The 20,968-nt window shown below is 40.1% G+C and carries 22 protein-coding genes and 1 pseudogene; 3 read left to right on the top strand and 20 right to left on the bottom strand.

The features are described 5' to 3' along the window. Positions 1-58: 58 nt before the first annotated feature. The 7 genes and pseudogenes from QFZ78_RS00690 to QFZ78_RS00660 all read right to left on the bottom strand — a co-directional run bounded on the left by QFZ78_RS00690 (position 59) and on the right by QFZ78_RS00660 (position 4,206). Positions 59-451 (bottom strand): hypothetical protein, encoded by a 393-nt coding sequence (locus tag QFZ78_RS00690; protein WP_307448881.1) that lies wholly within the window; start codon positions 449-451, stop codon positions 59-61. 132 nt (positions 452-583) lie between these two features. Continuing rightward, positions 584-889, bottom strand: coding sequence for a hypothetical protein (locus QFZ78_RS00685; RefSeq protein WP_307544488.1), 306 nt, complete (start codon positions 887-889; stop codon positions 584-586). A gap of 191 nt (positions 890-1,080) precedes the next feature. Continuing rightward, positions 1,081-1,512 carry a hypothetical protein gene (locus tag QFZ78_RS00680; protein ID WP_307544487.1) on the bottom strand — a complete coding sequence of 144 codons (432 nt, stop codon included), beginning with the start codon at positions 1,510-1,512 and terminating at the stop codon, positions 1,081-1,083. Between the two features lie 190 nt (positions 1,513-1,702). Beyond that, positions 1,703-2,554: a protein kinase family protein gene (locus QFZ78_RS00675; protein WP_307544485.1), complete on the bottom strand. Its 852-nt coding sequence runs from the start codon at positions 2,552-2,554 to the stop codon at positions 1,703-1,705. A gap of 166 nt (positions 2,555-2,720) precedes the next feature. After that, complete coding sequence (locus tag QFZ78_RS00670) at positions 2,721-3,221, bottom strand: NUDIX domain-containing protein (RefSeq protein ID WP_307544483.1); 501 nt, start codon at positions 3,219-3,221, stop codon at positions 2,721-2,723. Between the two features lie 285 nt (positions 3,222-3,506). After that, positions 3,507-3,650 (bottom strand): annotated as a pseudogene (locus QFZ78_RS00665) (DinB family protein); the annotation flags it as partial. 31 nt (positions 3,651-3,681) lie between these two features. After that, positions 3,682-4,206: a protein-tyrosine phosphatase family protein gene (locus tag QFZ78_RS00660; RefSeq protein ID WP_307544481.1), complete on the bottom strand. Its 525-nt coding sequence runs from the start codon at positions 4,204-4,206 to the stop codon at positions 3,682-3,684. Positions 4,207-4,579: 373 nt separating this feature from the next. Here QFZ78_RS00660 and QFZ78_RS00655 point away from each other — a divergent pair, with 373 nt between their 5' ends. Then, a complete protein-coding gene (locus QFZ78_RS00655; RefSeq protein ID WP_307544479.1) occupies positions 4,580-5,449 on the top strand; it encodes an aminoglycoside 6-adenylyltransferase in 870 nt (289 codons plus the stop codon). 297 nt (positions 5,450-5,746) lie between these two features. On the opposite strand, the gene QFZ78_RS00650 is transcribed toward QFZ78_RS00655, so the two are convergent. From QFZ78_RS00650 to QFZ78_RS00635, 4 genes are all read right to left on the bottom strand, one after another. Then, complete coding sequence (locus QFZ78_RS00650; protein WP_307544477.1) at positions 5,747-6,256, bottom strand: hypothetical protein; 510 nt, start codon at positions 6,254-6,256, stop codon at positions 5,747-5,749. A 501-nt stretch (positions 6,257-6,757) separates the two neighbouring features. Next, positions 6,758-7,369, bottom strand: a complete 612-nt coding sequence (locus QFZ78_RS00645; RefSeq protein WP_307544475.1) for a hypothetical protein — start codon at positions 7,367-7,369, stop codon at positions 6,758-6,760. 83 nt (positions 7,370-7,452) lie between these two features. Beyond that, the gene (locus QFZ78_RS00640; RefSeq protein WP_307544473.1) at positions 7,453-7,941 is read right to left on the bottom strand and encodes a hypothetical protein; all 489 of its coding nucleotides are present in this window, start codon (positions 7,939-7,941) and stop codon (positions 7,453-7,455) included. A gap of 174 nt (positions 7,942-8,115) precedes the next feature. Next, entirely contained in the window at positions 8,116-8,592 is a 477-nt protein-coding gene (locus QFZ78_RS00635) for a GNAT family N-acetyltransferase (RefSeq protein WP_307544471.1), read from the bottom strand. 188 nt (positions 8,593-8,780) lie between these two features. Between QFZ78_RS00635 and QFZ78_RS00630 the strand changes: the two genes are divergently transcribed. After that, a complete protein-coding gene (locus QFZ78_RS00630) occupies positions 8,781-9,257 on the top strand; it encodes a YqeG family HAD IIIA-type phosphatase (protein WP_307544469.1) in 477 nt (158 codons plus the stop codon). Positions 9,258-9,870: 613 nt separating this feature from the next. Here the strand turns inward: QFZ78_RS00630 and QFZ78_RS00625 are convergent. Beyond that, positions 9,871-10,404 carry a hypothetical protein gene (locus QFZ78_RS00625; RefSeq protein ID WP_307544467.1) on the bottom strand — a complete coding sequence of 178 codons (534 nt, stop codon included), beginning with the start codon at positions 10,402-10,404 and terminating at the stop codon, positions 9,871-9,873. Positions 10,405-10,839: 435 nt separating this feature from the next. Here QFZ78_RS00625 and QFZ78_RS00620 point away from each other — a divergent pair, with 435 nt between their 5' ends. After that, a complete protein-coding gene (locus tag QFZ78_RS00620; RefSeq protein WP_307544465.1) occupies positions 10,840-11,343 on the top strand; it encodes a P-loop NTPase family protein in 504 nt (167 codons plus the stop codon). 127 nt (positions 11,344-11,470) lie between these two features. Here the strand turns inward: QFZ78_RS00620 and QFZ78_RS00615 are convergent, their stop codons facing one another. The 8 genes from QFZ78_RS00615 to QFZ78_RS00580 form a co-directional block, all read right to left on the bottom strand. Further along, positions 11,471-11,782, bottom strand: coding sequence for a hypothetical protein (locus QFZ78_RS00615; protein ID WP_307544463.1), 312 nt, complete (start codon positions 11,780-11,782; stop codon positions 11,471-11,473). A 352-nt stretch (positions 11,783-12,134) separates the two neighbouring features. After that, on the bottom strand, positions 12,135-13,274 hold the full coding sequence (locus tag QFZ78_RS00610; RefSeq protein ID WP_307544461.1) for a glycerate kinase: 1,140 nt from the start codon (positions 13,272-13,274) through the stop codon (positions 12,135-12,137). Between the two features lie 11 nt (positions 13,275-13,285). Further along, on the bottom strand, positions 13,286-15,235 hold the full coding sequence (locus tag QFZ78_RS00605; protein WP_307544458.1) for a glycoside hydrolase family 125 protein: 1,950 nt from the start codon (positions 15,233-15,235) through the stop codon (positions 13,286-13,288). Positions 15,236-15,262: 27 nt separating this feature from the next. Beyond that, positions 15,263-16,105: a carbohydrate ABC transporter permease gene (locus tag QFZ78_RS00600; RefSeq protein ID WP_307544456.1), complete on the bottom strand. Its 843-nt coding sequence runs from the start codon at positions 16,103-16,105 to the stop codon at positions 15,263-15,265. An 11-nt stretch (positions 16,106-16,116) separates the two neighbouring features. Further along, complete coding sequence (locus QFZ78_RS00595) at positions 16,117-17,055, bottom strand: carbohydrate ABC transporter permease (RefSeq protein WP_307544455.1); 939 nt, start codon at positions 17,053-17,055, stop codon at positions 16,117-16,119. Positions 17,056-17,070: 15 nt separating this feature from the next. Next, a complete protein-coding gene (locus tag QFZ78_RS00590) occupies positions 17,071-18,423 on the bottom strand; it encodes an extracellular solute-binding protein (RefSeq protein WP_307544453.1) in 1,353 nt (450 codons plus the stop codon). A 185-nt stretch (positions 18,424-18,608) separates the two neighbouring features. After that, a complete protein-coding gene (locus tag QFZ78_RS00585) occupies positions 18,609-19,628 on the bottom strand; it encodes a LacI family DNA-binding transcriptional regulator (protein WP_307544451.1) in 1,020 nt (339 codons plus the stop codon). 505 nt (positions 19,629-20,133) lie between these two features. Next, positions 20,134-20,466, bottom strand: coding sequence for a hypothetical protein (locus QFZ78_RS00580; protein ID WP_307544449.1), 333 nt, complete (start codon positions 20,464-20,466; stop codon positions 20,134-20,136). Between the last annotated feature and the right edge of the window lie 502 nt (positions 20,467-20,968).

Raw genomic sequence — 20,968 nt, 5'->3', positions numbered from 1 at the left:
TTGTTTCCGGTTATTTTAATCATATTGGTGATAAAATGGCCTCTAAAATAGTTTAATATTATCCAATTATCGCCATTAAATCATCCTTATCATCTTTCATTAACAATATGACATTACTTTCATTAACTCTAAACTTCCAATAACTAAGCACTATTATATCATTCACCTTGTAATTCCAATCTTTGATAAGCGTAACTTCATATGTTTGTTTATCAATCATTTCAACATGGGTGGTTAACTTTAAAATGGTTTTATTTCCGTACATTCCACCTATCGGAACCTTCATTGTCTTAGATCCAGTTCGTTTGGGGAAATCCACATTTAAATGAGGTTCGTTTAATTCATGAATCTTTAATAAAGTAATTTTCACAGCATCAGATTCGCTAAATGAGTTACTGCAAGCTATTATAACGAAGATAATTGCGATTATGGCGTAAAGTACGATTTTCATTTTTTGATCCTTCCATACAGAGTCTCATTGATTATGTGTATGGAGTGAATACCACTTTTAATACTCATGAATGAAAACATGTTGCATTACTACAAGGCAGCTCCTACACTAACGTTCGCCGTTAGTTTAGCACTAATCGCCATTAATTCGGACTCGTTTGACCTTATTATCAGATAAAGCTTCAAGCAACAGATGGAATGCTTTTTGATGTTCGACAACCATGAGGGACTTATAGTTTACCAAGTCATTTACCAGTCCTTCCAGTCCTTCTCCGCTGAGCTCCGCGTTGGTACTATAATAGTCATAGAGCTTTCTCAGATGTAAATAGCTATTCCAACGTTTATGGGATGCAAATATCGCTTCATGTAATTCTGCTTTTATCTCAAGTATCGAAACAAGACTGTTTTTATTATCGTACAATAAAATATCTAAGCCCATAAGGTTCCTCCCCTCTGAACTAAAATTACTTTACCATATTCCACTGTATCACTACACAAATCTGCCCAATAATTTAGCGTTGGCCACCACGCTCTACTGCCCGTCCCTCGGAGCAAAGGGCCACCTCGCGGCAGCCCTTATTGATTGAACTATCGTTATCCGTTAGTTCAGCAACCAAGTCGCACAATAGATTAATTAATCTGAATCAACTTTGTTTTCGTCCATTCAACATTATTAGTGACTTCTCTTGTTACCTCTATATCTAGATTGTCTTTGTTCAAGGATTTCAGGAGTCTAGATGACTCGTATCTAATTTCTTCCCATACTGGATTGATTATTAATTCTTCAAAATCAGTAAAAAAATCCGCTTCTTGACTAAAACATTTCTCATTAAGAACCTTATTGTACTCGTTGAGTTTCATTATATCGTTTGTTGATAGCATTCCTATTTCTATGTAAAGAATAGCCAATTTTTCGTTAAAATGAGTATCGAAGTCTATTACCAACTCGTCCGCCACATTTCCAATACCGATAATAAATTTTTGTTTTTCTGCTGAAAAAGATAATGTAATTAAAGTTTTAATTAATTCTTCAAAATGATATAGAACCATTTTCTCTTCCATTTAGAAACTCCTCTCCTCTTATTACCGTTAAGAGGTTATTTCTTCATTCAACACTGTATTTCCTTTCGCAATCTCCTACTCGATAAAGCAACGAAGGCTGCCAATTATACCGGCAGCCTCATTCTACAGTTTATTGAACAAACGTTTCCGTTAGTTCAATAATATAAATACTGGCCCCATAAAAGATTAATTATTTGTTATACATATTTGTAATTTTTAGTTGTTCAATAGGAAGATTTGAATCAAACATGACTTCGGAGAAATCAAAATCCGGAACCTTTGTTTTCTTTTTCTCAATCTCGTTATAGCGATAAGTAAAACCGTCCGAGACAAATGCTTCTTCCCCCAAATGCTGTTTAACCAACCGCCTATCCTCTTCAGGTATAGGTTCGAAAGGGTTCTCAGTTAGCTGAAGAGCGATTACGTCTTTATTTAATTCCTCTACATGATAACAAGGGGCGCTTAAAAGCTTGTCTCGCCCGAATAACTCAATATAAGGCTTGCCAAACAAGTTGATCCAGTGAAGCTCAGGGTGTATCACGCGTAGATTCTCTGCTTCGCCGAACGCGCCTGGAATGTTTTCATTCACAATAATACCTCGAATGGGCTCCGTAATACTTATGATTTCTTTGAATAGCTCTAAAGCAGTGCGAAAATTGGTTTGGCTTTTTAGTAGGAAGTTAATATCAATTCTCATACTAAAGGAATTGAAACCTACTATATTGCTTTTTTTCCAAGAGATATTATAACTGATTTTATGTCCTCTTCTTTTCTCCATAAGAAGAGAGCCATCTATAGAAGGAATTGAAGAGTCCTGGATGCAAGCAAGAGTCTCCCGGTTCATGAATAGATCAACCACTTCACTTATATCTTCCGGATTATATTTTCTCTTAAGAGCTTGAAACCGATCGTAGTTTTGAGGAATGAAATCTTTGCCAAACTTGTTAATCGATTGGAGTAACTCTGTTATGAAGGCTTCGTTTCTCCAATCCTTCAAGCTTGATAATGAAAATCGAATGATAGGGTATGTGAGATCTTTCATGAATTTCTTAAACTCCTCTATATAATTATTAATCAATCTTTATTACTTCAATTATTACTCCAGCGTCTTACATCTCCATTAAACTGTCCGTTTCTTCAATGAATAAAGAGGAGCTGCACGCTGCAAGCTCCTCCGCTATCGTTCTGCGTTAGTTGAATGCCGACAACTATTCCAATATTAGTTTTCCATCGAACTTTTTATAATCTTTAAATACTCTTTGATGATGTCTTGCAAAAAGCTCACTTGAAGCTTCTGGTAAATTATCCAATGCGTAAAATTCAGCATCTACACTTTCGTCTGTCGCTTTTTCAAGAGTACCCGACCAATTATCCACCTGAAATAAATATTCAATTACATGATGCTCGTTCCCCCAACGGTCCGTGAATGTTTGTGTTGTTGGAGAAGAATAAATAGCAATTAATGTTGCCTGAAAAACGTCAAGCCCTGTTTCTTCTTTGACCTCACGTTTCATCGCATCAAACACGGATTCATCTAGTTCCATAGCTCCTGCAGGCATACCCCATTTTTTATCACCATGACGCTTAATAAACAAGGCACGACCTTCATTATCAAGTAAGATTGCTCGTACTGAGTTTACGATTATCTTTTGAGTGCCAACCACTTTGCGAAGTTTTCCTAAATACGAATCATGCCAACTACCGCTCATATTTATCACCCTTTGGATTATTCTGGATGATATTATAATAACGCTTGAAACTTATCTACAAAATAATTTAATTTAGATGGATTCGTTCTAATATTGGTATCAAATGCGTACCAAGGCAAACTTATTGAACTTTCTTGCACGATACCTTAATGAAAATAAAAGAGGAGCCGCTCAAAGTAACAACTCCACTAACCTGCCCGTTACTTGAACAGGCTGCCAAGTAACCGGCAGCCTGAGTTATTATTGTGCTATCGTTCCTCGTTAGTTTAAATGGATATATCAACATTAAATATCGTATAACCCTCTGCCAATCAAGTTTGCAGTAACCGGCTTCTTTCCGATTTCTCGTGACCATATAGATAATTGACCGATATGGTGGATCTCGTGGGCAATCACGTGCCACATCACTTCGCCGTATTTATGGGCTTCCACAATCGTTTCCGTTAGTTAAGTCATTCACTCAATTTGGGTATTCTCGCTTCCACTCTTCAATTAAAGGTTTGAATTTTTTATCAGGCGCAATGATTGGGCGCTTTGTTTTTATATCTTTAAAAGCTTGTGTAAAAGAGCCCCCTTTTTCACCCAAAAACCACAGTAGTAACATAACAGAACGTGACCTTCCTTGATGACAAGTAACAAGAATTCGTTTGTTTTGTTCGATCCTATTTTGAAGAGCTTCCTTTGCTTTTGGTAAAAACTCTTTCGCTTCATTTAATTCACCATCACGAAATGGAAATGCAAGATATTCAATGCCTTCTGGCGTATATACATTACGATTTGAAGACCTAATGTCTCTTAAATCAATCCAAACATCAATCTTAGGAGTTGGTTGATTTTCGAATTTTCCAGTTCTATTGATATTACGGGCTTCAACTGCTCCATACAACAACTCGTCTATGTCATCTTCACCGCCGAGATATAGTTTATCTTTTATTATCTCAGAGTAACCATATTTGCTTTCCCAATCTGGAGGTTGATGCTTCATATTACACCTCTAATGTCTTTGCTTTTATATTACCATATTCAGGAATTTCCGTTCAGATTTTTCTATGGAACTATTTATGTATGGTTAAGCAAATCTGCCCGTTAACGGAATAGGCTGCCCAGTGAATCGCCGGCAGCCTAGACAATACAATTATTATTGAGCTATCGTATCCGTTAGTTCAATATGCAATCGCATATCTACTCACATATGTTACAATAATTAATGATAAGTTGATAATAACCAATCAATGGGAAGGTAGATGATACAAGCATGAAGAAAATGTTAGATAAGTTATAACGGAACCATGCCCGAGCCCCTCCTCCTGTGCCTGAACCGTGTGTTCCATATATAAAATTACAGGAGGATATCTTTGATGCGTAATGAAGTCAAAATGCTACAGATCATTCGTGATTTTGCCAGAAACAACGTGAATATTCGGGCAGTTATGATGAATGGCTCGCGAGCAAATCCCGAAGTAACTAGAGATATTTTTCAGGATTACGATATTGTATACTTTGTTGATTCTGTACAGTCTTTTATTGATGATCAAAGGTGGATATCCTATTTTGGCGACATTTTGATTATGCAGACACCGGACAGAATGGATAACCCGCATGCGAAACATTTCAACAGGTTTGCTTTTCTCATACTGTTTAAGGATGGGAACCGAATCGACCTCACTTTTTTCCAGACGGATCAGCTTGACCATTATGTCCATGATAGCCAAACCGTAATTTTGCTGGATAAGGACGGCCTCTTCGACAGTGTGCCATCGCCCAGCAATCGCGATTATTTGCCGACTCCTCCATCTGAGATTCAATTTTATAATTGCTGCAACGAGTTTTGGTGGGTAAGTACTTATGTGGCGAAGGGATTGTGGCGCCGACAGCTTCCATATGCCATGCGTACGTATGAAGGCCCGGTGCGGGACATGTTGATGCGAATGATCACGTGGTATATCGGGGTTCGAACGAGCTTTCAAGTGGAGACAGGGAAAGAGGGCAAATATTTCGAGCAATACTTGGAAGCGTCTAAATGGGGTTCATTTGTAAGAACATTTTCAGACGGAGATTATGAGCGAATCTGGCAGGCTTTATTTGAGATGGGAACTCTATTCCGGGATTTGGCGTTAACGGTGTCCGAATGTTTCGGCTATGACTATCCGATGCATGAAGACGAGCATGTGACCTCCTATCTTCATAAGATCCACAACCTCCCAACGGGTGCAATAGATATCATTTGATCCTTCGTATAAAGAAACAACGGCTGATGAGGACTTGTAATGGTCCTAATCAGCCGTTTATTATCTGCCGGGATTGTGTAAGAGTATTTCACTAAACTGCCTGCCAGTTAGGTGAGCAAAGCCTGCCGTTCAATCCCGCGGCAGCCTCGTGTTGTAAGTATTGAGTTCTCGTTTCCGTTAGCGTAATCTTTAACAGTAAGTGCTGAGTATTTTTTCGAAAGTTAGCACATGATCAAAGTAACACCATTAAAAATTCTGCATGTAGTGATATTGTGCAAATAGGCTTATTGTGTAATTTCAAATCTGAGGTAATAATTTTATTAGTTTTTCAATGAATGAATCCCAATGTCCTGAGTTCGAATATCCAACTCCCCATCCTACGTCTCGTAATGCTCTTCTTAATTTTATAAGTTTTTCAATCTCGTTCTGGCTTAGTTCGTTCAACGGTTCAACCATATTATCATGTGAGTAATCACTTAGCCTATGATAAAGACTGTCCAAATACTCTTCGTCTTTTTTAGATAAAACGCTAATACCTGAGTTAACTTCCCTAATCACCATAATATCTTGCAGAACATCACCAACCTTTTCACTCACATGAGAAGGCAGAATCCAGTGAATCTCTATCTGATAAGCTATTGCCCCCTCTAATTGGACAAGATCCCACTGTATTTGAGAAAGTGTTATAGAATGTTTTACAGAATCCGCTCGTTCTTTTAATTTATAGTTCTCATTGACAACCAGTATGGAGACAAAAGTCAAGATTGAAATGATAAGCATTATTATAATTTTGCTAACTCTCTGCAAATAAGTAACCTCCTACGCAAAACTGCTCATAAAACGGAAAAAATGGAGGGAGTTGTCTACGGAAAACTGTTCCAAGATGCTTTGAGCTATCGTTCCCAGTTAGTTCAAGATTATTTGATAAACCATACTTCCCTTAATTACAACTACATGATTTCATTAGTCATTTATTATAAACTGTGTTTAATATTCCAATTGCTTTTATTTCAATAGATACCCTATATTTTTTCTTCATGATTCCTCCAAATTAAAGTTTCTGCATTTCAAAAGAATCCTGTGTTGAACTTCATGTCCTCTGAGTGAGTGCACCTTATTGTCCACGAGTTCTCACCCTCCGTCGTTATACTTAATACTATTCCAATATTTGGAAATTACGCTATCCTGCCCGTTAACGTAATGGAGGTAACCCATCATGCCGCGGCAGCCTCCCATAGTTGTGTTATTGTGCTATAGTTTCCGTTAGTTGAATACCGAGAGAAAACTTACGTATGCATTGTTTTCAGTTCAATAATTTAGATTTATTGGGTATTCCCCTGTATACTGCCAAAGTTTATATGTCGCAAATGCACCCTGTTCAAATCGACCAACACGGTCTTTTTCTATCAGTTCATTTCGTCTTTCAATAAACTGTTTTAACAATTCTTCAGACGGTATCAAACCATGTTCATTTAATCCAACAAAAGATAGTTCAGGAATTCGCTTTGTATATAAATCACTAAATACACAAGAGTAAAAACTTCCTCCAGGATAGGCATAATCGAATCCAATAAATCTAAAATTTTCTGGTGTATCTTCGTTTATATTCCAAAGGTAACTCGGCTTTGTTCTATTGGTTTTACAAAATAAAACTTGAAAGTCGATTTTGGCATTAATACAGGCTTTAATATACTTATTCACAAAACTCAAATCACAACAGGCATCTATTGCTTGTTCGTCTAACCATGAAGTTGCAATGGTTTGAGATATATATTTTTTTATATAGTCTCTATCCTGCTTCTCTAATCCTTCCGTATCCTCATCAATGTTCCAACAATCGCCATCTACACCCAAATACGTTTCCTGGTTGTTATCGATTGACTTTACGATAAAACCGTTAGAATGAAAATTCATGCTCAAATCAGGCTTCTTCCTCTCACTCAGGTATTTCAACGTCAGTTCCCCGATCCCAATATTTAAGGATCTACGCAGTTGAACAATACTTACTTCTTAAGCATACTTAGTGGAAGAATTATTTCTTCTTGCCGATTGAACACGACTTTGTATGCCTCAATTAATGGAATCATATTTCGAATCTCTTCCTCAGATAACCCATTGGTATTTACGTTGAATTTTCCATTAAACTGAACTTGCTCGCCAGGTTTCACAATTTTGATCTCATCAAGAGGCATGACTTCATTTATCAATACATCATGACCTCTTCTAGTAAGGATAGGCTCTACGGAGACGATCTTAAACGTACGTTTCGTTGGGTTATCAAAAGTTACTGAGTAACTAACCTCTCCATCCTTCACTGGAAATTGGCTGATTACCTCACCATTCCCCCCGATGTAAAAAAGTGTAGGGCTCTCCCCTACAGTATCTGCACTATCAGACATGAATTTAATAATAAATATTATTATACCTAACGTTAAAAACAAAAAACCTATGGACTTTTGTTTAATGGGGATCGTAATGTGTGTTTGACGCATTCGTTAACCTCCTTCAACACCAAGATTATACCATATATTGGAAACGTCCTGCCCTTTAATTTAATAAGAACAGGGAGCATCTGCCGCGCGGCAAACTGCTCCCTATTCATTGAACTATTGTATCCAGAGCTACCGGAAGCAACCCCTCAACTATAGTTCTTCGTTGTAGCAATATCATGAGTTAAATTCTAACGATGGGTTTCCTTCCTGTAAGGCTTCTGAACAATTACCTTTCGAGTATTCTATGATAGCCTTCGTCCAAAATCTCTTCGCAGGCAAATTTTTTTCCAACCAAGAAACGCTCCAATTCCCTCTAAACATCTCAAACACTTTATACGCTACTTCTTTACCAATTCCTTGTCCTCGGTACTTTCTTAATATGAAAAACTCCGCAACTGAAAATTTAGGCAATTCACCGTCTGCAATTTCCCTAACCAAAACAAAACCTGCGAGCTTACCAGACTCCATAATAAAGAAGGGGAACCGCCCTTCTTCTGTCCAGTAATGGTCGAGGTACTTGTAGTCAAAAAGACCGTATTCGTTTACATCGTTTTCACTATCATCTTCAAATTGACTCATATCGTATTGATATAATTCCATAAGGTTTCGTAGTATCAATTTCTTTTCAAAGGAAACCTTGATTAGTTCCATACATTACGCACCTCGTATCTATATTTACTGATAATACAACGAAGTTTATTGTACCATATATTGGAACTATCCTGCCCGTTAGCGCAGCAGGCTACCGCCGGAAAAGGGTATTAAAAGTGAAGGTAAAGGAAAACTATACACGACTTATGACCAGCTGTGTTAGTAATTAAATATAACGGAGGAAGCTTATGCCTATTTTCAAGCCTTCACAAATTGTGCGATCAATTTATGACGTAGACGGAGACGCGCTGCAGCGGGAAGGAATTAAAGGAATAATATTTGACTGGAGTAATACATTAATTCCGAAGAATTCTGCGTCTGCATCGGATTCGATGAAGAAATGGCTGAAAGACTTTAAGTCCCAATATGCGATTAAGCTGATTATCGTCTCGAACAGTAAACCTCCTGCGCAAGGAAACGAGCTGATTAATGAGATTCCGGCTTTGTTCGAAGCGAGTAAACCGAAGAAAAAAGCATTTATGGCTGCTTTGGATATACTCGGAACCCGAAAAAATGAGACAGCGGTTATTGGTAATGGCATTATTACTGATTTATGGGGTGGAAATCGACTAGGAATGTATACGATTTTTGTTTCTTCTTCATGGACAAAGCCTCGTTTTATAGGAGCAATAAAACGGTTAGTGGTAAAAGTACTTCGAGTGTAAAAGGATACAATGACGTGGAATACTCCTTACTGTAAGGCTGGTCAATTGACCGGCCTTTTTACGTAATATGGGGGGCAACCAATTCCCACCCAGCAAAACGCGGGTTTTTAACCTCACGAAAAGCCGACATTCCTGTGTTATGTTCGGAGTCTGCTCATATTCAGCTAAATTGTATTGTCGAATAACTTCGCCTTCCATATTTGTGGGATGGCGCTCATGTCACTGTAATGCATAGGAACCTTCGCTTGGATAGTTATTATTCATATGTGGAATACTTTAGAAAAATCTAGCAGGAGTGAACATAATGAAACCTATGAAACCTTTACATATTGCCGGAATCTTGGGCGTGATTGTCGGTTCTGTCTTTCCTTTTTACTTCGTATTAAAACAAAGACGGTAGGTAATGGTGCAATTACATGCCCCGATCGGCTCGGGGCACTTACTTAATTGTTCACAATTTCACTTAAAAGAAGGCTATGTTAAATCATAATGGGTTAATATTTGATATTCGAAAACCGCCCACTATTCGTGAACCTGATTTAACAGCTGCCCGTTCAATATACAAAGAGAAGCCTGTCCTCCACTATCGTTTTGCGTTAGTTCAACGAACCCACTAATCATCTCTCTTCTTAATAAATTTTTCATCGTACAGACCCTTTTTGATGAGGTTCTCAATTTTCCCTTTTGGAACGCTTACTGACAAGTCACCCTCCCACGCTTCCCAATCTACAAAGACAATAAAATCATCAGTTATATCTAACATTTCATTCCATTCATATTCGTTCAGTCTCATGGATACTTCAAACATAATCTGTTCTGTTTGCTTCCACCACTCACCGTAATAATCATCTGGGTTTAACATGGAGATTAATAGTTTTTCTTTTTCTTTCAACTTTTCGTCAGTTAGGTCACTCTGATACTTTGCAGGCTGTTCTCCTGAATTAAAAGAAAACCCTGAACTTTCAAAGCATTCTTGGCGATACTTAACCAATCCTAATTGTATCAGGCTAACTAATGGGTCGTAATCATCTCTATAAAGGGCAATAAAGCATACCTTATCATTATGAGGTTTATCAATCTCTGATACTGCCTTCGGAATCAAAGGGATTAATTCATTTATTATTTCTTTTTTTAGTTCTTCGACCATCGTACACCTCTTGTCTCTGAGAATCTGATGCAAAATATAGCACAACCATGTACCAAATATTACCACAGTGTTGTTATTCCGCCAGTCACTAACAGACTATTTTAAGGAGTCGAATGTCCAGAAGTACCTACATTACTAAACTATCCTGCCCGTTACTTCAATAATTGAAAAGGAAATTGCTTCCTGATGTCGAAAGCACAATCACAGACTAATCATAGGAGGAATTCCAAACATCCATGAACGAAAATCGAAACTTGCCAGCCATCCATTCGTCAAAACGATTGTTTATTATCGACGGGATCCCCGGCTCTGGCAAAACGACGGTAGCAACCCGTATTTACAACCGACTGATAGCACAAGGCGTACGCGCAAGATGCTTGCTCGAGCAAGAAGAGAATCACCCATTGCTGCCGCCCCATGGAGCAGTATTATGCATTGAATACCGCCGAAGGCGCCGACGTATTCATCCAGAAGCTCGTCAACCGGTACGATCGGTTCGTCGAGGAGCAGTTAAGCAAACCCGAAGACATCGTCATTATTGAAAGCGCCCTTTTCCAGGACATCGTCAGTGTCTCGCATCTACAAGGCATGAATCTCGCGCAGCTCCAAAGCTTTACCGAATCGCTACAACAGGTGTTAATTCCGCTGAACCCTCACCTGATTTACTATTATCACGCCGATGTCGAAAAGCAGTGGCGGTTCATATGTGGCGTGCGCGGAAACGAATGGGGACAAGTATCCTTTCAATCGGACGAAGATTTCGTTCAAGTCGGAAAGGTGTGGAGTGCGAGCCAGGCATTCGTCCGCACTGCCGTCGATGCGTGGATGATCCCGAAGCTGATAATCGAGAACAAGGACTATGCGTGGGCAGAGTATGACTCGCGAATTGACGGCTTTGTGTCGGAATCGTTGCTGAGCGCAAGCGCAGGCGAGCGTTAGGATATCCCTTACCCCGCCGCAATGAACGGGAATTGATTATCCTGCCCTTTAGTTAAAAACGGCAGCCTATGGGCTGCCGTTTCTTTGCGTTTATTGAACTATCGTATCCGTTAGTTGAGTAACACCCTCAGAGTTTTAACTTTCCTTCATCAAAAATGATTTTGATTTGGCTACTTAGAACGTTTTTCTTTTCGCCATTCTTTTCAAATGTCTGCAATCCACCCAATCTGTCGATTTCCTTCCAACCTTCTCCTTCCATATAATCACGGATAAGGTCTTTTGTACTTTCATTCGGGCCTCTTTCAATAAAATATAGTTCACTAAAAATTGCTTTGGTTACTTTTACATCTGTAAAATATAACTTTGTAATTGGAAATATGAATATAAAGAGAAGCAACAAAGCCAGTATCGATAGGAATTTTATACCGATCATTTTCACGCAAATCACCTTCTGTTAACGGATTGATTATTATATTCGATTTTAGCATCAAATACCCCCGAAAGTAACAAATCCCCACTCAGGTAAATGCTGGTACAGGAATGAACTATCCTGCCCGTTAGTTGAGAAAAGCAACCGATCATCTGGCTTAAGGGAGTTTTATGATAAGAAGTTTGAAGAAGGTAAACCCTATCGCGTTGCCTTGACTGCTTTTTCTTCCCATTTCATGTTTAATCCCACTAACTGTACTTGAATATTCTAAAGCAGTATGTCTGCCGATACATTCGGTCGGCCATTCACATGAAAGAGGATCAACGATAAGTCCTTCGACTTAACGATGATCCTCTTTGGTTTATCCAGACTTTGCAGCAGCATACAATCGAACAGCCGCTTCCGTCGTACTTTCCAACATGGTCGCAGCATCCACAAGGGCTTCCTCCAAAGATACCGGCCTATTTAACAAGCTCAGAACCGAACATACACCCTGCGTATATAAGTTTTCAATATCGGTGCCCACTGTGCCTGCTATAACCACAGTTGGGATGCCGTACTTTTGTGCGATAAGGGCTACACCGCTTGGTGTTTTGCCGTGTGCGGTTTGGCTATCCACCTTGCCTTCTCCTGTAAGTACAAGATCGGCACCTTGTATATGTCTTTCCAATTCAGAAATCTCTGCTATAAATGAAGAGCCTGCTTTAATCTGTCCTTGCAGGAGAGCTAGAATTCCTGCTCCCGTCCCTCCACCCGCTCCTGCTCCAGCAGCGTAGCGCACTTGAATGGGACTTATCTCTTCCAGATGTTCCGCCCAATTGTTCATAAGCACTTCCAATAGCTCAACAGCGGCTTCGTTTGCCCCTTTTTGCGGTGCAAAAACGCGAGATGCGCCTATAGCACCCACCAAAGGATTTGTGACATCACAAGCAATTCGAATGTCACATGCATGGATTCGCGGATCCATGCTTGCCGTGTCGATGGCATGCAAATCTGCTAAACCTATAGCGCCCCGCTTAATCGACTGGCCATTCACATCGAGCAGTTTGACGCCTAAGGCTTGCAGCATGCCTGCTCCTCCGTCATTCGTCCCGCTACCGCCTAAACAGAGAACAAATCGACGGTACCCGCGCTGAAGCCCTGCCAACATCAACTGACCAAACCCATAGGTGGACGTAACCAGCGGATTTCGCTCGGATTTTTCAATGACATACAATCCACAAGCAGCCGCCAGTTCAATTACACAGGTTGCGCCATCCCCCAGGACGCCAAATGTCGCTTCGATGTTTTTGCCAATAGAGTCTTCAACTGTTGTTGTGAATATCTGACCTCCGGTTGCGTCTACTAAACAGCGGACACTTCCTTCCCCACCATCTGCCATAGGAATGACAGCAATTTCATGGTGAAGCGAAGCCTTCTGTATGCCTTTGCGCATCGCTTCACCCGCTTCACTAGCCGTTAGACTTCCTTTGTACGAATCTGGAGCCACAACAATTTTCATCCTACTAACTCCTATATGTTCGACTGTTTATTCAGAAGAAGTGCTTGGGAAATAAAGGCGCCAGGCCATGAAAACCAATGACGGGAGGCCACTTCACCACTCTGCTCATGGACAGCCTCAGAATAAAGTCCATCCCACTGGCATAATTGTTTTAACTTCTGGATAACAAGCGTATATTGATCTTGATCGTTAATTAAGGCGCTGTAGATTAACTGCTGAGCATCTCCTAATGGCCATGGATGAGGGGTATGAATTGATCCCAATCCGCCAAATACACCTTCATAATAGCCTCCGATGTTTCTTGTCGAGAATGCGAATTCCATGGTGTTAATCCAGCGGGAATCATCTGCATCACAGAATCCCCAGATAGGCGCCAATACCGTCGGTAGATCATTCGCATCGTGATAAGTTGTGTGATTACCCTGCAGGTCCACCAAATAAGCAAACATGCGTTTACCCTCTGACTCAATCGTGAAATGATCGAAGCAATCCGTCTGAACTTGCTGCACCCATTCGTGAAGTTTCTGCGTCGTAAATGGAATCTCCTTATTCAGAGCATCCAATTTCCGCAGTGTTTGCCACATCAGAATTTGACTGGAAAAATGATAGGGATAATCCACCTTATCGTCAGCTGGGGTCTCCCCTGTTCTAAACAGCCAGTACTGCTCATGCCGGCTTTTCATAATTTCCTGTATCGTATCTTCAAGGTACGGCAGTAAGCGAACTACTGTCTCTTTGTCTTTCGTCCATTCATAATATTCACAAAGTTCAAGAAGTGGATAACACTGCTGATCCAGCTGGTACACATCGTCCTTACAATAGCCATTCGTCAGGTAAGCTCTTCCCCAGTAGCCCGAAGGCCGTTCGGCTGTCATGAACATCCAGAGCAAATGTCCCCTAATGGTCTTTCTTACCTTACTTCTCTCTGCTTGCGTCAATATACCCTCGTGTTCATCGGCATCGATTAACAGCCTCATCATATAATACGAATCCCGGTTCCATGATAACGGAAGCAATTGGTGATCCGTGATGACACATACCTGTTCGTCTTGAATAGGAACCGAACAACAATTTAGAATGTATGCTACATTACGACGAATCACATAATGACTCCAGGACGAATCGATGAAATGAAGAGGCTCATCAATCATAGAAATGCCTTTCAAATGGGTAATCGGATCGTTAAGCAATTCAACATCATTTAAAGCCTCTCCAGCTGTGTTTAATGTATATGTGATAATCAGCTGTTTCACTTCAGAGGGAGCTAATTTCCATTGATGCCTCGAAAGTTGCTTAATCGGTTCATTAGACGTCCGTTTTTCTGTTCCTAAATCAAAGGGCTTACCATCTTCAAATACAGTCATTACAACTTGTGCCGGTAAAGAAGGATTACGCAAAGACATACGATTCCCTTGGATTTCCAAATCATTGATTTGCTCTGGCATTTGAATAGGACCGCCTTCGGTCAATTGGCCGTAGCTGCATCGATTTAAATTGTAGGTACCCTCTATTTGGAAGGGTAAAGTTTGCTCCATCGTACTGTTGTTTTTGATTTCAATGCTTTGTACGACTGTGGCTCTTCCTGAAGCGTCGATGGCCTCAAACGTAATTGCCAAGTTGAGCTGATCGATCTTGTAAGTTATGACCAGTTTGCCTTCCGGTGTATAGCCGCTATGCCAATCTTGAATCTCCCTATTATGTGAGAAACCGAATCCATGAGCTCGATTTCCCTCTCCAAGTCCAGCAATTCGTTTGCGATACGCCCTAACATATTCAGAATCGTACCAAAGCCCGTTTGAGAATGTCTCAAGGGAGGACAGCGTCAAATACCCCTTAGTTGGGTGATACGCATTGATGGTGCTGATTGTGCCGTTTTCTTTGATGCTCGCTGTTAAGCTGCCACACCCGATATCTAACGGCTTTTTGTTTACATTGCTCTTTAATACCGAGTATAGTTCCATATTCATCACTTCTCCGAGTTCATCTTTTTAACCTTTAACCGCACCATTCGTAAGAGCTCCTACGATAAAGCGCTGCAGGAGTATGAAAGCAATCATGACAGGTAAAATACCTATCGAGCTTGCAGCCGCCAAATAGTGGGTGGTAATAGCGTCTGAGCTATTTTTTAATGTAACAAGCCCTAGTGACATAGGGAACATGTCTTTATCGTCCAATAAAATAAACGGAATAATAAACTGCGACCAGCTTGCAACTGCAATCAAAATCGTTACGGAAGCCACGCCCGGCATGGCAACCGGTAACAGTACTCTCCATAAAGTGGACCAACGCGAACAGCCATCCACAATAGCAGCTTCATCCAATTCCAAAGGAAGTGTATCCAAATATCCCTTTAGAAACCATGTACTAAGAGGAATCTCCACTGCCACATAAACTGCGATTAATCCGGCCGAGTGGTTGATGAGTCCAATTTGGGAAAACAATCGATAGAGTGGAATCGCAATAATGACCGGTGATATCATTTGGAATACCAATATCATCAGCATAACGGGACGCTTCATTTTAAACTGGAATCGGGATAGCGCATAAGCAGCAGGAAACGACAATAACAGTGTTAATCCAATGGTAACCACTACAATTTTTGCTGAATTCCACATGTAGTGAAGAATTTCCATATTTTTGATTACAAATGTATAGTTTTGGAATTGAGGTGTCTTGGAGAACCATATTGGCGGCGTCAAGAATAATTCCGGTACTGATTTTAATGATAACGAAACGACCCAAAATATAGGAAAAGCAAAAAAGCAAAAGACGATCAAATAGCCCACGTATATTCCCGCATTTTCCAGTCTGTATCTTGCATATTTACTCATGTTTGCTCCTCCTACTTCCTTTCAACAAACCGAAAATACAAGCCGGTCATCGTCAGATTGATGAGCAGCAGAATAACTGCGGTAGCCGCTCCTTGCCCTAAGTCGAAAAGCTGGAAGATTTGAGAGTGTACATTTAAAGCGATGACCTCTGTGCTTTTCCCAGGTCCACCTGCCGTTAAAGCCAACACCATATCAAAGGTGTTGAAAGTAGCTACAACACTGGTAATCATGTTAATGAACAGGATTGGTGCTAGAATCGGTATAATGATTTTGATTAAGGTTTGGAACGAACTCGTGCCATCTATTTTTGCCGCTTCCAGTACATCCCCAGGTACAGTCTGAAACCCGGCATAAATCATAATCATGCAAAAAGCCGTTCCCCGCCAAATGTTCGCTAAAGTAATGGAAGCAAGTGCGATATGAGGGTCGGACAGAAACGAGATCTTAGAAAAGCCCATTAACGTGACTACATAATTTAAAATACCAGCATCTGATTCGTTATACAGTAAGCTCCAGATAATACCTATAATAACACCGGGAATAGCCCAAGCGGAAAGCACAGTTGTCCGAACCACAACTGTTCCGATTAGCTTTCGCTTATTTCCCAGATCTACCATAAGAGCGATAATAAAGCCTAGCAACATTTGAAAAAACACACTACAAGCCACAAAAATTAATGTAATGCTTATCATATGGAGCAGATCAGGATTATTTAGTAATTTCCTATATGATTGTAAGGTATAGGTATAATGAGGATCCATTAAATTTGCATTCGTAAAACTGGATCTAATGACTTCTATGACCGGGTATACAAAGACAAGAAGCAGAACGATAGCTGTTGGCAGCAGCCAAGGAACCGGGGAATTGCTCCCCAGCGCCTTCGGCCATTGCATTTTAGACTGTGATTGATGACGTTTTATATGATTTGAAGATTCGTGAGTACTCTCCATACTCTCTCACAACCCTTACTTTTGAGATAGGACTTTCCATGCATTATTGACCGCGTCTTCAGGAGTTGAGCTGCCAGATACCACACTCGATGCGGCAATTTGAAGCTGTTCGGAAATCAGAGAATAATCGTCAGAAGCTGGGCGCGCTTTACCCGTTTTCTCCATGATTTCACGAAACGTTTTAGTAAACTCGTTGCCTTTGAATTCAGCATTGTCATATACGGACTTACGAGGAGGCAAATAACCGCCGATAGTTGTCCAGTTGGCCATTCCTTTGTCCCCAATATACGTTTGCATAAGGAAATCGAGGGCTGCCTTTTGTTTATCAGGATCTTTAGTGAAAAGCCCCCATGCCCAACCACCTGACATCGCTACCGCATTTTCACCGCTCATAGTTGGGACTGGCGCTACCGCATACTTCGCGAAACGCTCTGCGCCCAGCGTATCTTTCAATTGGTTAACCTGCCAGTTACCCCCGATAAACATAGCAACTTTGTCAGTGGCAATATCCCCATTCTGATCGGCTTCATTCTTGATATTCGCAGACCGTTTCGGAGTAACTCCCGTATCAGCTGCCTTTTTCAGGAAGTTAAAAACGTTCAACATCTTCTCACGATTGGCGCCCTCACCAAATACAGCCTTACCTTCTTTATTAACCAATTCCCCGCCTTGCGACAGGAACATAGGAAGTACAACGGAAACGGAAGCCGCTTCGGCGCGTCCAGCCGGCATTAATAAGGCATCATAACCAGCTGCTTTCAGCTTGGTACCTACTTGAATTACTTCATCCCAAGTTTTAGGCGGAGTGGGTACGAGATCCTTACGGTAGTACAAGACCCGTGTATCGGTCGTGAACTGAATGCCATAAATCTTCCCATCAGGGCCCTTCATAATACTTTGTGCAAACGGGAAGAAATCATCAATCTTCAAACCTGCTTTTTCAAAGTAGCTGTCCAGAGGCTGTAGGTATTTATAAAATTTTGGCAACATATAGGCATCGATCATCGCAGCATCTGGAGCACGATCTCCCGAAGCCATAATCATCAGGTTGGAAACTTTTCCGTCATAATCACGAGAATCGATTTCCACATTTGGGTGCGCTTTCTTATAGCTTTCTAAAGAAGTGTTAATATACTCTACCCGTTTAGGATCTGAGGATTTCGCCGAATACGCTGTATGTGCCATCCACTGGAAAGAAACCTTCTTATCCGTTGAGGCAGCAGTAGTGGCAGTGGCAGCTGTTGTTGCTTGCGCTTTATCAGCATTGCCATCTGACTTTGGTGTTGAACCGCTTCCACATCCGCTAAGAATTGCTGAAAGTCCTACCATCGTTACCAAGGTACTCATAACTAATTTACTTTTTTTCATGAAAATGCCTCCCTATTTATATGAATAAGTTGTTGCCACATTGATTGAAGAAGAGTTGTACGGGACCTTCAAACGTATTATCGAAAACGTTTTCGAAAAACTCAAAAAAAAAAAAAAAAAAAAAAAAAAAAAAAAAAAAAAAAAAAAAAAAAAAAAAAAAAAAAAAAAAAAAAAAAAAAAAAAAATTATTCCTTTGGTGCAGCACTACTGCCGCGAACGATTAACTGTGTAGGTATCCTTACATGTCGGGTGGTCCCATCGTTATCTAGAATAATGTCTAACAGTATCTTAGAAGCTGACTCCCCCATTTGTAGACGTTTCTGATGAATCGTGGTTAAAGGCGGATTAAAATATTGTGCAGAATCGATATCATCAAAACCTACAACAGAAACATCCTCAGGAACGCGTTTGCCTAGCTCCTTTAGTGCATCAATTACGCCATAAGCCATTAGATCACTTGAGGCAAATACAGCCGTAAGATCTGTTTCTTGAGAAAAAGTTTCTTTCGTCAGCCGAGCAGCTTCCTCCCTCGAATATTTCCCATATTGGATCCAATTTTCCTTGACGGATAGTCCATAATGCTGACAAGCCTTCTTATACCCTTCAATGCGGTCATAGGATCCCTTGGCGATCGTATCTCCAGCTATCTTTAAGATGTTGCGGTGCCCCAGCTTTATCAGATGCTCCGTAGCATCCCAGGCTCCAGCTTCATTATCGGATTCTACAAAATTCACCTTCAGGCTTGCTTGTGGCAAACTGTCTATATATACCGTTGGGAACGCCTCGTGTAGTTCGTGAATCTTCTCATCCGTCCTTTTATTTCCAGTTAGAATGAGAATGACGCCATCCACTCCTTTTTCATAACACATGACCTTGTAGCTCGACGTATCCCGCTTTTGGTTAGAGAAGATGAGCAGATCGTAACCCGCCTCGCCTACTACATTCTTAATGGAACTAAAATAATCGACTAAAAAGGGACTTTCGAATCCGGAATTGGTTTGATCGCCAAAAAAAACACCAATGGTTTTCGTTGATTTGGTAATCAACCCTCTTGCCATGAAGTTCGGAACGTAATCCATCTCTTTAGCTATTTCCAAAACTTTCCTTTTCGTTTCTTCTTTAATATCTTCGTAACCGTTTAACGCTTTGGATACCGTTGAAACGGAGACGCCAGCTAGTTTAGCTATTTTTTTTATATTGGTCACTCTCTAGCCTCCTGCCTGTTTCCTAAAACGTTTTCGTTGATCAGTATAGCATGTCATTGAATACGGTTGCAACACTTTTTTCGAAAACGTTTTCGGATAGTAAATGTACAATTTCCTCACACATTACTTAGTTAAGCGGGGCTTATTTGAACTTTCACCGACGCGGCAACCCGTATAATACAGAAATTCTAGAAGAGCATGCTCCCGTGTGAATGACAGGAAATCTTGAGATGGATAACATCTTCTTCAAAAGCAAAACGAAAAACAGAACGCACAAATCGAATCCAATGTCCTAAACTACTTGGTTTTAATCGCTCTGTTCTTGCAATTAAATTGTTCAAATAAAACTCAGTCATCAAAATAGACGTAAATTAAGGGAAGTAAGTTGCTAATATGTATTCAACTCTCCTGCCTCGTTAGCGGAGGAAATAAACAACGGCTGCCGAAGCAACCGTTGTTCGCTATCGTTCCTCGTTAGTTAAGTAAAAGCTACTTCGTTAGCCAATCAAATCATTTCATAAGTGAGAACATCTTTAAGGTATAAAACATTACCTATTGAATTTAATAACAACAACACAACTACTACCCAGAAAAAAATAGCAAATTTTCGATTTCTTTTTAGTAATGGATAACCAATAAACACCCCTGCAACCAACAAAAACATGGCAAAAGATTGTGCCATCCATAGTTTATTTTTCGTTTCATAATACATAGTTTGGTCATTGTTTCCAAAAAAACTAAGTTGATAACCGATAAGTTCTCGACTTATGTATACGAAATTAACGATAAATGATGAGATTATACAAGTGTGAAAAACGAATACTTTAATCTTGTTCACCCAAAATCCCCTCCGTATGTTATACATCACAAGTAATTATATACTCTGTATTAAGACTATGGGTGACAAATTTTGATGCGTTATCCTGCCCGTTAATTAAGCAAGTCAATCTAAAACTTTATTTTCTGAGAGCCATATTACCCTTATTGATTCAAAATATTAGGAAAAGGGTAAACATACGATAAGTGGGAAGTGGTATTAAAAAACAGCGAAAAACGGAATTCAATTTTAGTTTTCGAAAGGTTGTTGATTCACCATGAAAACACGAAGAAGGATAAAAAGATCGAGATTTCTGCTTCGATACTTTTTGAGTAAGACTTAGCATTAGTAGTGTATTTTTGAAATAAACCGCTTCCCACTATAAGAGGACTCTGCGATATAATTCGCGGGGTCCTCGCTTTTATGATGTTATCAATCAATTTCTCCTTTGTTATTACGCTACCCTGCCAGCTAGCTTAATAAAATGAGCAGGCCACCGCAGTGCCTGCTCATCTAATGTGTG

It is taken from the genome of Paenibacillus sp. V4I5, from assembly GCF_030817255.1.
In the GTDB taxonomy this organism is placed as follows: Bacteria; Bacillota; Bacilli; order Paenibacillales; family NBRC-103111; genus Paenibacillus_E.
This window is presented reverse-complemented; position numbering and strand designations above follow the sequence as displayed.

Coding starts and splice junctions, on each gene's coding strand:
- QFZ78_RS00690 (WP_307448881.1), bottom strand. CDS start 451: ATGAAAATCGTACTTTACGCCATAATCGCAATTATCTTCGTTATAATA.
- QFZ78_RS00685 (WP_307544488.1), bottom strand. CDS start 889: ATGGGCTTAGATATTTTATTGTACGATAATAAAAACAGTCTTGTTTCG.
- QFZ78_RS00680 (WP_307544487.1), bottom strand. CDS start 1,512: ATGGAAGAGAAAATGGTTCTATATCATTTTGAAGAATTAATTAAAACT.
- QFZ78_RS00675 (WP_307544485.1), bottom strand. CDS start 2,554: ATGAAAGATCTCACATACCCTATCATTCGATTTTCATTATCAAGCTTG.
- QFZ78_RS00670 (WP_307544483.1), bottom strand. CDS start 3,221: ATGAGCGGTAGTTGGCATGATTCGTATTTAGGAAAACTTCGCAAAGTG.
- QFZ78_RS00660 (WP_307544481.1), bottom strand. CDS start 4,206: ATGAAGCATCAACCTCCAGATTGGGAAAGCAAATATGGTTACTCTGAG.
- QFZ78_RS00655 (WP_307544479.1), top strand. CDS start 4,580: ATGCGTAATGAAGTCAAAATGCTACAGATCATTCGTGATTTTGCCAGA.
- QFZ78_RS00640 (WP_307544473.1), bottom strand. CDS start 7,941: ATGCGTCAAACACACATTACGATCCCCATTAAACAAAAGTCCATAGGT.
- QFZ78_RS00635 (WP_307544471.1), bottom strand. CDS start 8,592: ATGGAACTAATCAAGGTTTCCTTTGAAAAGAAATTGATACTACGAAAC.
- QFZ78_RS00630 (WP_307544469.1), top strand. CDS start 8,781: ATGCCTATTTTCAAGCCTTCACAAATTGTGCGATCAATTTATGACGTA.
- QFZ78_RS00625 (WP_307544467.1), bottom strand. CDS start 10,404: ATGGTCGAAGAACTAAAAAAAGAAATAATAAATGAATTAATCCCTTTG.
- QFZ78_RS00610 (WP_307544461.1), bottom strand. CDS start 13,274: ATGAAAATTGTTGTGGCTCCAGATTCGTACAAAGGAAGTCTAACGGCT.
- QFZ78_RS00605 (WP_307544458.1), bottom strand. CDS start 15,235: ATGGAACTATACTCGGTATTAAAGAGCAATGTAAACAAAAAGCCGTTA.
- QFZ78_RS00600 (WP_307544456.1), bottom strand. CDS start 16,105: ATGAGTAAATATGCAAGATACAGACTGGAAAATGCGGGAATATACGTG.
- QFZ78_RS00595 (WP_307544455.1), bottom strand. CDS start 17,055: ATGGAGAGTACTCACGAATCTTCAAATCATATAAAACGTCATCAATCA.
- QFZ78_RS00590 (WP_307544453.1), bottom strand. CDS start 18,423: ATGAAAAAAAGTAAATTAGTTATGAGTACCTTGGTAACGATGGTAGGA.